Genomic DNA, 14249 nt, shown 5'->3' on the forward strand with positions numbered 1-14249 from the left:
GGTGATCCGTCGGGGGTCAGGCCTCCTGGGCCAGCCCCCGGCGGATCGCGAACTCCACCGCCGAGTAGTCGCCGTCCGCCCGCTCCAGCTCGTAGGGCACCGCCGGATACAGCGGCGGCTGCGCCATGAAACGCGGGCGCGTGCCGTGATGCGGCTGGGCCGCGTGCACCAGGAACGGGTGGCAGAGGAATACGTCGCCGGGGCGGCCGGTGGCGAAGGCGAGCGGGCGGTGCGCGGAGGCCTCGGCCACCTTCGGACCGAGTTCGAGGAACGAGGCCCCCGCCTCGCCGTACGGCTCCAGGACCGGCGGCACGTCGAGGTGCGAGCCCACCCTGATACGGGTCGGGGCGTCGGCCCCGGTCACCTCGCTGAACAGGAAGAGCATCAGCAGGGCCCGGCCTCGCGAGCGGAGATTGGAGTGGTAGAGCGCCTCACCGTCGGGGAGGTAACTGCCTTCGATGTGCCAGCCCGCGTCGTCCGGCTCCTCCGTGTGCGGGAACCGCAGCGGGAAACTGCCCAGCGCGTAGCGCGGCTCCCAGCGTCTCTCGCCGACCAGCAGATCGAAGGCCTGGTGCAGAGCGGGGGAGTTGGCCGCGGCGGCGAACGGGCCCTGCGCCATGCTGCTCACCCAGTGCACGGGGTCCTTCCAGGTGCCGGGGTCGTCCGGGTCGTACCCCGTCTCCTTCCACAGCAGCCGGGCGCAGCTCTCGGCGACGCGCGGCGGGAAGGCGCCCTCGATCTTCACGAACCCGTCCTCGAGGAACCGCGCCACCATCTCGTCGTCCATGGGGCCATGCTCGGGGACGGACCGCCTCGGACGCATCAGATTTTCCGACCGCGGTTTTTGCTGTTCGCGCAACATCGTTGGCCGTTTCCGGGAGCCGAGGAGCACGCTGTGTACGCACCCGGACGAGAGGCGGACCACCATGGCACACGACCACCACGACCACGAGAATGCCCAGCACGCTCATGACCACACCCACATGGACTTCGCCGAGATGATCCCCATGCTGGAGCAGGAGGCGGAGCTGTTCAGCCCGCTCTACACCGAGGCGGCGGGCTGGCTGCGGGACCAGCGGTCCGAGACCGGGCTGATCGTGGACGCGGGCAGTGGCCCCGGTGTCATCTCCTGTCTCCTCGCGGACACCTTCCCCGCGGCGCGGGTCGTGGCCGTGGACGAGGTGGAACCCCTGCTGGAGCGGGCCCGCGCCCGTGCCGACCGGCTCGGCGTCGGCGACCGCTTCAGCACCTTGCGGGCCGAACTCGGCGGCGGACTGGGTGACTTGGAGTACCCGGCGGACCTGCTGTGGGCGAGCAGGTCCCTGCATCACGTGGGCGACCAGCGCGCCGCGCTCGCCGGTTTCGCGCGCGCTCTCGCGCCCGGCGGCACCCTCGCCCTCATGGAAGGCGGCCTGCCCATGCGCTACTTCCCGCGCGAGATCGGCATCGGCCGCCCCGGCCTTCAGTCCCGTGTCGACGCGGTCCACGACGAATGGTTCGGCCGGATGCGGGACGAGCTGCCCGGAGCGGTGCGAGAGACGGAGGACTGGGCCGCCCTGATGACCGCCGTCGGCCTGCGCCACACGGCGACCCGCACCTTCCTCGTCGACCACCCCGCCCCGGTCTCGGACGAGACGCGCGCCTTCGTCGTCACCTCCCTCACCCACCGCCGCGACTTCCTCGCCCCCGGCCTCGACGCGGACGACCTCGCCACCCTCAACCGTCTCCTCGACCCGGACGACAAGGCGAGCGTGTACCACCGACCGGACGTCTTCCTGCTGACGGCGCACACCGTGCACGTCGCGGTGAAGCCGGAGTAGTTCCGGCCGGTCCGCATCCGGAGTGGTTCCGGCCGGTCAGCACGTGCCCGGGCGCGCGTACACGGTGACCCGGGCGCCCTGGACCCGGCGTGTGCCGCACTTCTCGAAGTACGTGGCCAGGACCCGCCGTTTGACGATCTCCCCCGGGGTCGCGTCGAGCGGCTGCCCCGCGGGATCGCTCACGGCGACGATACGGCTCGCCGTGATCATGCGGGCGCGGACGACCGGCGCCGGAACCTCGGTGCCGTACAGGGTGTGCGAGGCGGCCGGTGCGCGGTCGAGGGCCAGGTCCCGCAGCCCGCGCAGGGCGCCGGGGTCGGGCAGGGACCACACCCGGCGCCGCGCCGGCAGGTAGAGGACCCCGTCACCCGGCGCACCGGCCTCGGCGACGGCCCGGGCGATCGCGCCCACGTCGTCGACCCGGCTCTGCGGTGTACGCAGCTGCAGGGTGACGGGGAGCAGCGCGAGAACGGCGGCGCCCGCGCATGCCAGCGCCGCCGCGCGGGTCCGCCGGGCCCGGGTGAGTCGGGCCAGCGCCGCGCCGGTCAACAGGGCGGTGCCGCTCTGGCCGTAGAGGACATAGCGGTCCACATACAGGGGTGTGACCAGCGAGACCAGCAGGAGCAGCAGGGCGGGCAGGACGAGGAGCCCGAGCGCGAGGACGGGCAGCCGGACGCCCCGGAGTACGCGCGAAGTGGGCTTCCGGCCCATCGCCGCGCAGGCCAGGGCGAGGACGGCCGTTCCCGCGAACCCCACGAGTGCTCCGGCGCCCGGTCTGCCGATCCACGACACCTGATCCGACTGCCGCGTACTCAGCACGGCGAGCGGCGCCACCGTGACGAGGACCACCGCCGCCGCCCCGGCCCAGGCCCGGCGGGCGGCGCGCGGCACGGCGACCGCGTGCGCGGTGAGCGCCAGTACGGCGAACTCGTGCAGCAGCCCGGCCGCCACCAGCACCGCGGCGTAGGCGACCCAGGTGCGGCCGTCCGGGCTCGCCACCGCCCGCACCAGCAGATACGTCGCCCAGACGACCAGCGCGCACACGATCGCGTACGACCGGCCCTCCTGCGCGTAGCGCTGGACCTGCGGCAGCAGTGCGAAGACGGATCCCGCGAGAAGACCTGCGCGGGGTCCGGCCAGCCGGTGTCCGAGGAGGGCCAGCGTTCCGGTCGCCGCGGCGGTGGCGAGGACCGACGGGAGCCGGAGCACCAGGAGCGGGTCGAGCCCGCGGGTGACCTCGAACAACAGGTGCATGAGCAGGTAGTACAGACCGTGTACGGCGTCGGCGTCGGCGAGTGTCGACCACAGGTCGGGCAGGGACCGCCGCGCCATGTCGTAGGTCACCGCCTCGTCCCGCCACAGGGTGCCGCCGCGCCGAATGCCCCACAGTCCGAGGGCGAGCGAGAGCAGGGCGGGGGCGTACACCGTCGGTGGGGTGTGCGGGGCGGGCGTCGGCAACCGTGCGGGGGCGAGCGGCGGTCTGGAAGTGTGTGTGGTGGCGATGGCTGACTCCGGCGCGTGGTCGATGCCTCGCGGTCCCCTCCGACGGGGCCCCGAGGACGTGCACCGTCGAGTCCAGCCGCCGGACGATTGATGGGCAGCCCCGTCGCGGGGCACCTATCAATGCAGATGGGGAGCGGTGCCGACGGATCGGGCCGCCGCGGACGGGGGGAGTCACCGGTGGGACGCCGAGAGAAGCCGCTGGATCCGGCGCAGGGCGCGGTGGCGCGGTTCGCCTTCGGGCTGCGGGGGCTCCGCGACGAGGCGGGCGCCCCGACCTACCGCGCGATGGCCCGCCGGGCGGGCTACTCGGGACCCACGCTGTCCGCGGCGGCGGCGGGCGAGAGACTGCCCACACTGCCGGTGCTCCTGGCGTACGTCAGCGCGTGCGGAGGGGACATCTCCGTGTGGGAACGGCGCTGGCGCGCGGCGCTCGCGGAGGAGGCGGGCACCCCCGCACCGGACGACGCCGAGGGCCCGTACCCCGGACTCGCCCGCTTCGAGCCCGCCGACCGGGACCGCTTCCACGGCCGCGACGACCTGATCGCCGAACTGCTGCGACTCGTCGGCCGCAGGCGGGTGTCGGCCGTCGTCGGTGCCTCGGGCAGCGGCAAGTCGTCCCTCTTACGGGCGGGGCTGATACCGGCGCTGCGTACATCGGCCGGTACGAGGGAGGCGGAGCCGACCGCCGCGGCGCGGACGCGCGCGGCGCTTCCCGGACAACGCAGGTCCCCCGCCGCCGAATTCGGGACCACGGCCACCGAGCCCGCTCCGCCCGCCGTCCCGCTGTCCGCCACTCACCCTCCGGCCCCCGCCGCCATCCGCATCCTCACCCCCGGCGCCCACCCGGCCCGCACCCACGGCGCGCTGTTCGTCCCGCACGACGCGCCCGGCGACACCCTGCTCGTCATCGACCAGTTCGAGGAGCTCTTCGCGCTCTGCGCCGATCCCGGTGAACGGGCCCTGTTCATCGAACGGTTGCTCACGGCGCTGGATCCGGACAGCGGACTGCGCGTGATCCTCGGGGTCCGCGCCGACTTCTACGGACGGTGCGCCGAACACGGTCCGCTCGCCGAGGCGCTGCGGGACTCCACCCTGCTCGTCGGGCCGATGACCCCGCAGCGGCTGCGCGAGGCGGTCGTCCGGCCGGCCGTCGCGCGACGGGTCGTCGTCGAACGCGCCCTCACCGCACGCATCGTGGCGGACGTGGCCGACGAGCCGGGCGGTCTGCCCCTGATGGCCCACGCGCTGCGCGAGCTCTGGCGTCGCCGCAGCGCCCGCACCCTCTCCCTGGCCACGTACGAGGCGATCGGCGGCGTCCAGGGCGCCGTCGCGCACACCGCGGAAGAGGTGTACGCGCGCTGCACCCCCGTAGAGGCGGCCGCGGTACGGGCGCTGCTGCTGCGGCTGGTGAACCCCGGTGACGGGGCCGAGGACACCCGGCGGCCCGTCCTGCGCGACGAGCTGGGGGATGCCGACACCACCGCGCGGGTGCTCGAACAGCTGGTGCGGGCACGCCTGTTGACGGTCGACGGCGACACCGTCGACCTCGCGCACGAGGCCCTGATCAGTGCCTGGCCCCGGCTGCGCGGCTGGGTGGACGAGGACCGCGAACGGCTGCGGCTGCATCGCAGGCTCACCGAGGCGGCGCGCACCTGGCAGCAGTTGGACCGGGACGCCGGAGCCCTCTACCGGGGGGTGCGACTGACGGCGGCGCCCGAGGAATTCGGCTCCAGGCTGGGCGAGTTGAGCCGACTGGAGCGGGACTTCCTGGCCGCGAGCGTGACGGCGTACGAGGCGGGTCGTCGTACCGCCGCCCGCGCGGCCCGCCGTCTGCGGAGTCTGACGGTGTCCCTCGCCGTGCTGCTCTGTCTCGCCGTCGTCGCGGGTGCGACCGCCTGGCGGCAGAGCGGGGTCAGCGCACGGCAGCGGGACGAGGCGCGGGCCCGGCGGGTCGCCGCCTTCGCGGACACGCTCCGGCCGACGGATCCGCGCACGGCGATGCGTCTCGCGCTCGCGGCCTGGCGCACCGCGGACCTGCCCGAGACCCGCGAGGCGGTCCGGACGGCCGCCGCCCAGAGCGACCAGGCCGCCTTCACCGAGCCCGCACAGCTCGGCGCCCCCGACGCGCCGCACTGGCTCGGCGCGGACGGCCGGATCCTGACAACGGTCGTACGGGACAAGGTCGTTCAGTGGGACGTACGCCGTCAGCGGCACCTGCGCGAGGTCGCGCTGCCCGGTCTTTCGGAGGGGATCGTCGACGTCAGCGCCGACGCCCGCTGGATCGCGTACCGCGGCCGGGACGGCGCGACGGTCAGGAACCTGACGAACGGGGAGAGCCACCGCGTCGCCCCGGGATCCTGGACCGACACCGGCGGGGCGTTCGGGCCGAGCGGACGCACCTTCGTCGTACGGCGCGAGGGACGGGGGGCCGGAGACGAAGGGGCCACGGTCGAGGTGTGGGACGTACGACGGGAGCGGGTCCTCTTCCGATATCCAGGGGGCGACCGGGACGGTCCGCTGCCGGTTCTGAGCCCGAACGACCGCTTTCTCGCCTGGTGCACCCACGACGGTGAACGACTGCGCGTCTGGGACGTCGTCGAGCGGCGCCGGGTCGCGACCGAGCCGCCCGCGCGGACGCAGCGGCTCCTGTGCCGCTCGGACGAGCCGGTCTTCACCCCCGACAACCGCGCGCTGGCCGCGGGAACCGCTGACGGCGTCGTCACCTGGGACTTCCACGCCGACCGTGGACGTCCCCTGCTGCCGATGCCCGGCGAGGACGTCAACTCGGTGGAGTTCGACCCTACCGGCGCCTACGTCCTCACCTGGGGTTCGGCCGGCCTCGCCCTGTGGCGTACGGACAGTCCGGCCCCGACGGACGGCGGACCGCGCCGACCGCTCATCACGTTCCCCGTCGAGACACCCGCCGTCACCGACATCCGGCTCGACCCGCGCGAGGGCGTGTTGCGCTACCGCGAAGGTTCCCGGGCGGGAGTCGTGCACACCCTCTCGCTGCACGGGCTCATCGGCACGGGGTGGCGGAACAGGGCGCGAACCGACGCCGCGTTCGACGCCTACGGGCAGCCGGCCGAACCCGCCGTGCGGCCCGCGGTGCGTGCCGTCGCGGCGGACGGCACGGTGCACACCGCCGTCAGCACCCGCGACGGGATCCTCGTCACCCGTCAGGGCGCGCACCCCGTCTCCCACGTCGTCGGAAGACGGAGCGAGGGACCCGCCGCGATCGACCCGGCCGGGCGTACGGTCGTGACCGCCGAAGGAGTCCTGATCGACGTCGCGACGGGCGGTCGCAGACAGGGACTCCAGGGCGAGGATCTCCTGCCGACCGCGGTCTTCAGCCCGGACGGACGCTACTTGGCCGCCGCCGACACCCAAGGGCGCCTCACTCTGTGGGACGCGGGCGGGCAGCACCGGATCGCCGTCCTGGCAGCCGCCGACTCCACCGTCGAGCGGCCCGCCCTGGCCTTCTCGGCCGACGGCTCGCTGCTGGCCGCGAGCCGGGCCGACGGCTCGGTCCGCGTGTGGGAGACGGCGTCCCCGCGACTGGAGGGCGCGACCCTGCCGACCGGCGACGGGCCGGTCCTCGCGATCGGATTCGCCCCGGGCGCCAAGGAGTTGTACGTCGCGACACCCCATCTGCCGCTGCGCTCAGAGCAGTTGATGCCGGAACGTGCGGCGGGCGAGGTGTGCGCCCGGGCGGGGGGCGGGGCGACCCGGGCCGAGTGGCGCAGACATCTGCCCGACGTGCCCTACCGGCGGACGTGTTGAGGGAGGTCGGCGGCCCCGGCCTTGACTTCGAGGGCGCTTCAAGTGATGTACTCCCGCTCGTTGTCGTACACATACGGGGGTATCCATGACCGACTCACCTGTCGCACTCATCACCGGTGGTGGAAGCGGTATCGGTGCCGCGGTCGCGCGGCGACTGCTCGACGCCGGCCACCGGGTCACGGTCACCGGCCGCGGCGAGGATCGGCTGCGCGCCTTCGCCGAGGAACTCGGACGTCCCCAGGGCTTGTTGACGGTCGTCGGGAACGCGGCCGAGTACGACCAGGTGCGCGCCGCGGTCGAGCTGACGCTCAAGGAGTTCGGCCGCCTCGACACTGTGGTCGCCAACGCGGGATTCGCCACGCACGACACCGTCGCCGGCGGTGACCCGGCCGGCTGGTCCGAGATGGTGCTGACCAATGTGCTCGGTCCCGCGCTGCTGATCAGGGCTTCCATCGACGCCCTGAAGGAGACGCGGGGCCGGATCGTGCTGGTCGGAAGTGTGGCGGGCCACGTCCACACCCCCGGCAACATCTACGGGGCCACCAAGTGGGCCGTGACCGGGCTCGCCGAGAACGCCCGCCGTGAGGTGACCGAGTTCGGTGTCGGCGTGACCCTGATCTCGCCGGGCCGGGTGGAGACCCCGTTCTGGGACAGCTACGGGAGTCTGCCACCCGGTCATCTGCTGACGGCGGACCAGCTCGCCGAGTCGATCGTCTGGGCGATCGGGCAGCCTTCGGGCGTCGATGTGAACACCGTGGTGGTACGTCCGATCGGCCAGCCCAACTGACGTCGGACCCGCGGGCGCCTGGGTTGTCGCGTCAACCTCGGTCGTTGCGGAAGCCTCAGTTGTTCTGGAGGAACTGCTTCGCCAACGAGTCCCCGAGCGACACCGCCGCACTGTGACTCTCGATCGGCGACACTTGGGAGTTCTTGAACAGGATGTAGGTCACGCCGGAGTCGGCCCCGCCCGTGGCGGGGTCGGGGTCGATGCCGAGGGCCTTCGCCGTGGCGTACGACGCCTCGCCGATGATCTTCGTGGGCCCGGTGTCGCCGACCACCGCGTACTCGACCTTGTTGTTGTAGATCACGGCGACGACACCGCCGCCCTTGATGCCGTAGCTCGTGTACTTCCAGATGCTGCTGGTGCTGGGCACGACGACATACGGCAGTGACTCGGCGCGCAGCGGCTTCCCGTCGGACTGGTGGAACGCCGTGTCGTCCTGGAACCAGGGGTCGGCGTTGCCGTTGCACTTGCCGGTGACCTGACCGTCGCAGTCGATGTCCATGTCGGCCTTCCAGAACACCGCGCCGTTCTTGCCGCACACGGGGATGGTGGCCGAGGTCTCGTCGTCGGTCTTGTACTTGCCGTTCGAAATCTGCGAACAGGACGTCACCTTGGCGAGCAGGTCGGCCGCGCTGACCGAACCCTCCTGGGCGGAACGGGGGGTGACGGAGCCCGACGCGCTGGCCGGGAGTGCCGCGGTGGCGAGGAGCGCGGCACCGGCGACGGCCGCGAGGGTCAGTGTTCGAGAGCGCACTGTGGGGGACCCTTCTGTTAGGAAAGTTTCCTTACCGGGTTGCGCTACAAGGTGGCCCTCTTGCATGACCGCGTCAAGCCCTCCGGCGGAGTTGGTCCGGTCCAGGGGTTGAAATCGGCGTGGGGGCGTGTCGATGCGTGTCGACGCGGGTGGGGGAAGTCGATGTGTGTGGGGAGAGAGACGCCGCCGGCCCGGACACGCGGTGCGCGTCCGGGCCGGGGCAGGTCAGCCGATGAGGGCCGGGCTCAGCCCATGTCGAACGTGGCCGGGTCGGGACCCAGGCGACGGTCCTCGTTCAGCGCGCTGATCGCCGCGATGTCCTCGGTGTCCAGCGAGAAGTCGAAGACGTCGATGTTCTCCTTGATCCGGGACGGGGTCACGGACTTGGGGATCACGACGTTGCCCAGCTGGATGTGCCAGCGCAGCACGATCTGGGCCGGAGTGCGGTTGTGCTTCTGGGCGATCGCGACGATCGCCGGGACCTCCAACAGGCCCTTGCCCGAGCCGAGCGGGGACCAGGCCTCGGTGGCGATGCCCTGCTGCGCGTGGTACTCGCGGGTGGCGTGCTGCTGGAGGTGCGGGTGCAGCTCGATCTGGTTGACGGCCGGGATGACGGACGTCGCCTCGATCAGCTGCTCCAGGTACTCCGGGTAGAAGTTGGAGACACCGATGGCCTTGATCCGGCCGTCCGTGTAGAGCTTCTCGAAGGCCTTGTACGTGTCGATGTACTTGCCCCGGGACGGCAGCGGCCAGTGGATCAGATACAGGTCGAGGTAGTCCAGGCCGAGCTTCTCCAGGGACGTGTCGAACGCGCGGAGCGTCGAGTCGTACCCCTGGTCGCTGTTCCAGAGCTTGGTGGTGACGAAGAGTTCCTCGCGGGGGATGCCGGAGGTGGCGATGGCCTTGCCCGTGCCCTCCTCGTTGCCGTAGATCGCCGCGGTGTCGATGCTGCGGTATCCGGACTCCAGCGCCGTGGCGACGGCCTGCTCCGCCTCGTCGTCCGGGACCTGCCAGACACCGAAGCCCAGCTGCGGCATCTCGACGCCGTTGTTCAGGATGATCGGGGGGACCTTGCTCACGAGCTCTCGATCCTTAAGTCGTCGGGTGGTACTCCCATGGTCAACGATCACCGGCCGTCATGCATTCCTGACCGGCGGATTAGCTGTGGATTCCTGGTGAGGGTCGGAGATTGGCCGGAAATGGATCCGACCTTATCGGTCCGGACCATTGACCGAGTTCCGTCATCCGACCACTCTGTAGGGCGTCACCGAACGGGTTCATGAACTCGGTGCACGCATGTGAACACCAGCACCTGTCTGGGCCCCACACCCCCCACCCATCAGGAAAGCAGGTACGCGCACATGAACAAGAGCGCCCTCGAAGGCCGCCGCGCGGAGCAGGTCATCCGGGAAACATCGGAGGAAAGCGTCTGGGAGACCCCCGGGTATCTGGTCGTCGAGACCGCCCTGGAGGTCACGGCCTACGCCCTCGGTGACCGCCTGGGCCCGGTTACCGAACGGGCAACCGCCGGGCCACACCTGGCACGTACGGCCTAGCCCCACGGTTGTCGAACCATGACCGCGACACCGGTGCGCGACGACGGTGCCGCGGCCCCTTGGGGAACCGCCGAGTTCACCGAGCGGCTGCGCGCCGTCGCCGAGGACCGCTACCACGACCGTCATCCCTTCAACGTCCGTATGCACCAGGGCGAGTTGACCCCGGCCGAGCTGCGCCGCTGGATCATCAACCGCTTCCACTACCAACGCCACATCCCCGTCAAGGACGCCCTGATCCTGGCCAAGTTCGACGATCCCGCACTGCGACGGGTGTGGGTCCGCAGGATCCAGGACCACGACGGTACGGCCGTCGGACAGGGCGGCATCGAACGCTGGCTGCGGCTGGGCGAGGCCGCCGGCCTCGAACGGCCGGCGCTGTGGGACACCGCCCGGGTGCTGCCCGGCGTCCGGCTCGCGGTCGAGGGCTACGTCAATTTCTGCCGCCTGCGCCCCGTGCTCGACGCGGTCGCCGCCTCCCTCACGGAGCTGTCCGCACCGGGGCTGATGCGCACGCGGATCGCCGCGTTCGAGCGGTACTACCCCTGGATCGAGGCAGCGGGGCTGGCGTATTTCCGTACCCGCATCGGGCAGGGCGGACGTGACAGCGAGGAGGCGCTCGCCCTGGTCCAGGGCTGGGCGCGCACCCGTGAGCAGCAGGAACGGGCCGTGGCGGCGCTGACGTTCAAGTGCGAGGTGCTGTGGGCGCTCCTGGACGCGGTGGACCGGGCGAGCGACTCCGGTCCGACGGGCACGTCGGACCGGGTGTCGGGGGGTACCCCGCGGGGCGACCCAGCCGCCGCACCGGGCACCCCGCCGCGCGCGTCGGGTCGCGGCCGTCGGGGTGGGTCGGGGAGAGGTTCGGATCAACTGCCGGGTGCCTTGGGCGGGGTGGCGGGGGATGCGTTGCCCCTCGCGGCTGAGGATGCGCCGGGGGATGTCTCCGGCCTCGCGTCCGGGCGTGTGCCGGGAGATGTCCTGCCCTTCGTGCCCGAGGGTGCGCCGGGGGATGTCTCGGGCCTCGGGTCTGAGCGCGTACCGGGGGATGTCTTGTCCTTGGTGTCTGAGGGTGTGCCCAGAGGTGCTTCACCCCGTGTGTCTGGGCATGTGCCGGGGGATGTCTCGGGCTTCGGGCGTGAGCGCGTACCAGGGGATGTCTTGTCCTTGGTGTCTGAGGGTGTGCCCGGAGATGCCTCACCCCGTGTGTCCGAGCATCTGCCGGGAGATGCCTCGCCCCTCGTGTCCGAGTCGGCGTCAGGGGATGTCTCGACCGGAGGCGCCTCGCCGGGTCTGTCGGATTCGGTGGCGACTCCGCGTGGGCGCGAGCCCGCGCAGGGATGTCCCCGCGCCGCGCGGGACGCGGTCGGCGGCGACGTGGCTTCCTGGGCTTCGGGCGCGGCGGCGCAGGCGCGGACCTCGGGTGGGTCGATGCCGACGAAGATCCCGGGCCGCCACCCCGGCGCACCCGCGCAGACGGGCACCCCGGTGGTTCCCGGCCCCGCAGGGGGCCCGCCATGACCTGGCGCCCCGTCCTGGCCCACACCGTGATGCTCCGTCATGATCCCGTCCGCGACACCGACTTGCTGCTCATGCCCGAACGCGTCGTCGTCCTGCGCGGCCACGCCGGGAGCGTCGTCCGGCTCTGTGACGGCAGGCGCGAGGTGCCCGAGATCGTCGCCGCGCTCGCCGAACGGTTCCCCGGCGCGCCGGTCGCCGACGAAGTACCCCGATTCCTCTCGGCGTTGCACGAGGAAGGCTGGCTGCGATGACCTCGACCGTCGATCCCCCTTGGGCCCTGCTGGCCGAACTCACCCACGGCTGCCCGCTGCGCTGCGCGTATTGCTCCAACCCCGTCGAACTGATCAGTCGGTCAAGAGAGCTGACCGCCGAACAGTGGGCCGACGTCTTTCATCAAGCCGCTGACCTGGGCGTTGTCCAGACCCACCTGTCCGGCGGCGAGCCCCTCCTCAGGCGCGATCTCGCCCGGATCGTCGCCGCCGCCGACACCGCGGGCCTCTACACCCAGCTCGTCACCAGCGGTGTGGCCCTGCACGAGCGACGGCTCGCGGAGCTGCTGGACGCGGGACTGCGCAGTGTCCAGCTCTCCGTACAGCACACCGATGCGCAGGCCGCCGAACGCATCGCGGGAGCCCGCGCGTTCACCGCCAAGGAGCGCGCCGCACGGTTGGTGCGGGCGACAGGGCTGCCACTCGGTCTGAACGTCGTGCTGCACCGGGCCAACATCGATGCCGTCGACGACCTGATCACGCTCGCCCTCACCTGGGGCGCCGACCGCATCGAGCTCGCCCACACGCAGTACTACGGCTGGGCCGCCCGCAACCGCGCCGCCCTGCTGCCGACCCGGGACCAGGTCGAACAGGCTCGCGTCACCGTGCGCCGCCGACGCGAACAACTCGCCGGTTCCCTGGAGTTGGTCTGGGTCGCCCCGGACCTGCTCGACGCCACCGCGAAACCCTGCATGGGCGGCTGGGGCGCCGTCTCCCTCACCGTGGCCCCGGACGGCACCGCGCTCCCGTGCCCCTCCGCCGCGACACTCCCCGCACTCGACGCGCCGAACGTGCGCGCACACCGGCTCGACTGGATCTGGCGCGAGTCGAAGGCCTTCAACGCCTACCGGGGCGAGGCGTGGATGCCGGACCCCTGTCGCGGCTGCGCCCTGCGCACGACCGACTTCGGCGGCTGCCGCTGCCAGGCGTACGCGCTCACCGGCGACGCCTCCCGCACCGACCCGGCCTGCCGCCACGCACCCGACCACCACCTCGTCCGCGCGCTCGTCGACGAGGCCCCGCTCAGGAACTCCGCCTACGCCTACCGAGAGGGAGGAACATGAGACGACGACTGCGGGCAGCGCTGATGGCGGGCGTGCTCACCACCGCCGGCCTGACCACGGTGGCCGCCACCGCGCCCCCGACACCTTTACCCCGAGGGCCTGTGGGGAGGCCCGCCGCCGCCCAGGACTGGTCCGTCGCCCTGATCGACTCGACCATGGCCCGCTACACCCCGAGCACGATCGGCGGCTGGTCGTACCCGGTCGGGCTGTACCTCTACGGCCAGTACCTCACGTACCAGCGCACGCACGACGCCCGCTATCTCACCTACATCAAGAGCTATGTCGACCGCTTCGTGTCGAGCGACGGTTCGATCGGCCAGAGCTTCAACAGTCTCGACAGCATGCAGGCGGGCCGGCTCCTGACGATCCTGCACCACGAGACGGGCCAGGACCGCTACCGCAAGGCGGCCCTGAAGATCCGGAACCGTCTCAACACCTATCCGCGCACCTCCGACGGAGGCTTCTGGCACGCCGACACCAGCAGCCGGGCCCACCAGCTCTGGTCGGACGGCGTCTACATGGTGAACCCGTTCCTCGTCGAGTACGGCAAGGAGTTCGGGGACGCGACCTACGCGAACGACGAGGCCGCCAAGCAGCTCTACGTCTACGGCAACCACCTCCAGGTGGCGAGCGGCCTGTTGAAGCACGCCTACGACGAGTCGAAGACGGCGAGCTGGGCCGACCCGGCGACCGGCCTCGCCCCGGAGCACTGGTGCCGGGCGGTCGGCTGGTACGCGATGGCGATCGTCAACGTGCTCGACGCGATCCCGGTCAACCACCCCAGACGGCCCCAACTCGTAGGCATCTTCAGGAGGTTGGCCGCCGGGCTGGAGAAGTACCAGGACCCGGCCACCGGCCGCTGGTTCCAGGTGATCGACAAGGGTGCCCGCGGCGACAACTGGACCGAGACGTCCTGCTCCAGCATGTTCACCTACGCCCTCTCGCGCGGCGCCCAGCAGGGCTACCTCGACCCGCACTACGCGTCCGTGGCGCAACGCGGTTACCAGGGCGTCCTCGCCAGGATGTCGGTCGGCTCCGACGGCCGCACCAACCTCACCGACATCTCCATCGGCACCAATGTCGGCGACTACGCGTACTACATCGCCCGCGACCGTGCCACGAACGACTTCCACGGCCTCGGCGCCTTTCTGATCATGAACGAACAGCTCACAGCCCACCCACTCAGGACGAGGTGAGTCAG

The 14249-nt window shown here is 71.8% G+C and carries 10 protein-coding genes and 2 pseudogenes; 8 read left to right on the forward strand and 4 right to left on the reverse strand.

Features of this window, described 5'->3' with window-relative positions:
• Positions 1 to 16: 16 nt before the first annotated feature.
• On the reverse strand, positions 17 to 787 hold the full coding sequence (locus FNV62_RS41180) for a phytanoyl-CoA dioxygenase family protein (protein ID WP_225900560.1): 771 nt from the start codon (positions 785 to 787) through the stop codon (positions 17 to 19).
• Positions 788 to 926: 139 nt separating this feature from the next.
• Here FNV62_RS41180 and FNV62_RS41185 point away from each other — a divergent pair, with 139 nt between their 5' ends.
• Positions 927 to 1820, forward strand: coding sequence for a class I SAM-dependent methyltransferase (locus FNV62_RS41185; protein WP_144315980.1), 894 nt, complete (start codon positions 927 to 929; stop codon positions 1818 to 1820).
• 36 nt (positions 1821 to 1856) lie between these two features.
• Here FNV62_RS41185 and FNV62_RS41190 read toward each other — a convergent pair whose 3' ends face one another.
• Entirely contained in the window at positions 1857 to 3245 is a 1389-nt protein-coding gene (locus FNV62_RS41190) for a glycosyltransferase family 39 protein (RefSeq protein WP_225900561.1), read from the reverse strand.
• A gap of 255 nt (positions 3246 to 3500) precedes the next feature.
• Here FNV62_RS41190 and FNV62_RS41195 point away from each other — a divergent pair, with 255 nt between their 5' ends.
• Together FNV62_RS41195 and FNV62_RS41200 are read left to right on the forward strand one after the other, a co-directional pair.
• The gene (locus FNV62_RS41195) at positions 3501 to 7106 is read left to right on the forward strand and encodes a hypothetical protein (protein ID WP_144315981.1); all 3606 of its coding nucleotides are present in this window, start codon (positions 3501 to 3503) and stop codon (positions 7104 to 7106) included.
• A gap of 85 nt (positions 7107 to 7191) precedes the next feature.
• Complete coding sequence (locus tag FNV62_RS41200) at positions 7192 to 7893, forward strand: SDR family oxidoreductase (RefSeq protein ID WP_054230068.1); 702 nt, start codon at positions 7192 to 7194, stop codon at positions 7891 to 7893.
• A 55-nt stretch (positions 7894 to 7948) separates the two neighbouring features.
• Here the strand turns inward: FNV62_RS41200 and FNV62_RS41205 are convergent, their stop codons facing one another.
• A complete protein-coding gene (locus FNV62_RS41205) occupies positions 7949 to 8644 on the reverse strand; it encodes a glycoside hydrolase family 75 protein (RefSeq protein WP_143603462.1) in 696 nt (231 codons plus the stop codon).
• Positions 8645 to 8889: 245 nt separating this feature from the next.
• Positions 8890 to 9681, reverse strand: coding sequence for an aldo/keto reductase (locus tag FNV62_RS41210; protein WP_097289315.1), 792 nt, complete (start codon positions 9679 to 9681; stop codon positions 8890 to 8892).
• Positions 9682 to 10047: 366 nt separating this feature from the next.
• Between FNV62_RS41210 and pqqA the strand changes: the two are divergent.
• From pqqA to FNV62_RS41235, 5 genes and pseudogenes are all read left to right on the forward strand, one after another.
• Positions 10048 to 10143: pseudogene (pqqA, locus tag FNV62_RS58110) on the forward strand (pyrroloquinoline quinone precursor peptide PqqA); the annotation flags it as partial.
• Positions 10144 to 10218: 75 nt separating this feature from the next.
• A pseudogene (pqqC, locus tag FNV62_RS41220) lies at positions 10219 to 10944 on the forward strand (pyrroloquinoline-quinone synthase PqqC); the annotation flags it as partial.
• A gap of 767 nt (positions 10945 to 11711) precedes the next feature.
• Positions 11712 to 11966, forward strand: coding sequence for a pyrroloquinoline quinone biosynthesis peptide chaperone PqqD (gene pqqD / locus FNV62_RS41225; protein WP_060897071.1), 255 nt, complete (start codon positions 11712 to 11714; stop codon positions 11964 to 11966).
• Positions 11963 to 13048 carry a pyrroloquinoline quinone biosynthesis protein PqqE gene (pqqE, locus tag FNV62_RS41230; protein ID WP_143609850.1) on the forward strand — a complete coding sequence of 362 codons (1086 nt, stop codon included), beginning with the start codon at positions 11963 to 11965 and terminating at the stop codon, positions 13046 to 13048. The genes pqqD and pqqE overlap by 4 nt, the downstream gene beginning before the upstream one ends.
• On the forward strand, positions 13045 to 14244 hold the full coding sequence (locus FNV62_RS41235; protein WP_054230073.1) for a glycoside hydrolase family 105 protein: 1200 nt from the start codon (positions 13045 to 13047) through the stop codon (positions 14242 to 14244). Before pqqE ends, FNV62_RS41235 begins: the two co-directional genes overlap by 4 nt.
• Positions 14245 to 14249: the final 5 nt, after the last annotated feature.

It is taken from the genome of Streptomyces sp. RLB3-17, assembly GCF_007113425.2.
Lineage (GTDB): Bacteria > Actinomycetota > Actinomycetes > Streptomycetales > Streptomycetaceae > Streptomyces > Streptomyces mirabilis_D.